Source organism: Bradyrhizobium sp. RT6a, assembly GCF_040547675.1.
Lineage (GTDB): Bacteria > Pseudomonadota > Alphaproteobacteria > Rhizobiales > Xanthobacteraceae > Bradyrhizobium.
Genome location: NZ_JBEPQC010000029.1, coordinates 1 through 1,382 on the forward strand (window position 1 = coordinate 1; position 1,382 = coordinate 1,382).

General features: G+C 65.8%; 1 protein-coding gene and 1 pseudogene. Both read left to right on the plus strand.

Translation table 11 applies throughout. The annotated features are described in order from the left end of the window. Positions 1-1,268: ATP-binding response regulator (locus ABIC03_RS39195; RefSeq protein ID WP_354066261.1), on the plus strand; the 1,268-nt coding region annotated here is incomplete at its 5' end. Positions 1,269-1,292: 24 nt separating this feature from the next. Further along, positions 1,293-1,382: pseudogene (locus ABIC03_RS39200) on the plus strand (chemotaxis protein CheW); the annotation flags it as partial.

The window sequence follows — 1,382 nt, forward strand, 5'->3', positions numbered from 1 at the left end:
GCTTTGCGATCCCGCAGCTCTCGGTGGTCGAGCTGGTGCGGGCCCGCGCCAACTCGGAGCACCGCATCGAGCGCATCAAGGACACCGCGGTGCTCCGGCTGCGCAACAAGCTGTTGCCGCTGATCCATCTCAAGAAGCTGCTCAAGATCGACGACGGCGCCGTCTCCGATCCCGAGAACGGCTTCATCGTGGTGACGCAGGTCGGCAGCCAGACCTTCGGCATCGTCGTCGACGGCGTGTTCCACACCGAAGAAATCGTGGTCAAGCCGATGTCGACGAAACTGCGTCACATCGACATGTTCTCGGGCAACACCATCCTGGGCGACGGCGCGGTCATCATGATCATCGACCCCAACGGCATTGCCAAGGCGCTCGGCGCCGCCGGCTCCTCGGCCCATGACATGAACAACGAGAACGGGGCTCACCACATCGGATCGGGCGAGCAGACCACCTCGCTGCTGGTGTTCCGCGCCGGCTCGTCCCAGCCCAAGGCGGTCCCGCTCGGGCTCGTCACGCGCCTCGAAGAACTCCCGGCCGACAAGATCGAGTTCTCGAACGGCCGCTACATGGTGCAGTACCGCGAGCAGCTGATGCCGCTCGTGGCCATGGAGAGCGTCACCATCGCGAGCCAGGGCGCCCAGCCGATCCTGGTGTTCTCCGATGACGGCCGCTCCATGGGCCTCGTCGTCGACGAGATCATCGACATCGTCGAGGAACGGCTCAACATCGAGGTCGGCGGATCCTCCTCCGGCATTCTCGGCTCGGCCGTGATCAAGGGCCAGGCCACCGAAGTGATCGACGTCGGCCACTTCCTGCCGATGGCGTTCTCCGACTGGTTCACCCGCAAGGAGATGAAGCCGTCGCTGCACTCGCAATCGGTGCTGCTGGTCGACGACTCGGCGTTCTTCCGCAACATGCTGGCCCCGGTGCTCAAGGCCGCCGGCTACCGCGTCCGCACCGCGCCGACCGCGCAGGAGGGCTTAGCGGCGCTGCGCGCGCAGAGCTTCGACGTGGTCCTGACCGACATCGAGATGCCCGACATGAACGGGTTCGAGTTTGCCGAGACCATCCGCTCCGACAGCAATCTGGGCGCGATGCCGATCATCGGGCTCTCCGCGCTGGTGTCGCCGGCGGCGATCGAGCGCGGCCGTCAGGCCGGCTTCCACGACTATGTCGCCAAGTTCGACCGTCCCGGTCTGATCGCGGCGCTGAAGGAACAGACCGCGGGCGCCGCCGGTGCCTCCGAGCTGAGCCGCGCAGCAGCCTAACCAGCGGGATCAGGAGAAACTAACATGACCAAGAAGACCCAGTCCGGCGAAGGCGCCATGGTCGAATACGTCACCGCGATGATCGGCGGCCAGCTGTTCGGCCTGCCGATCTCC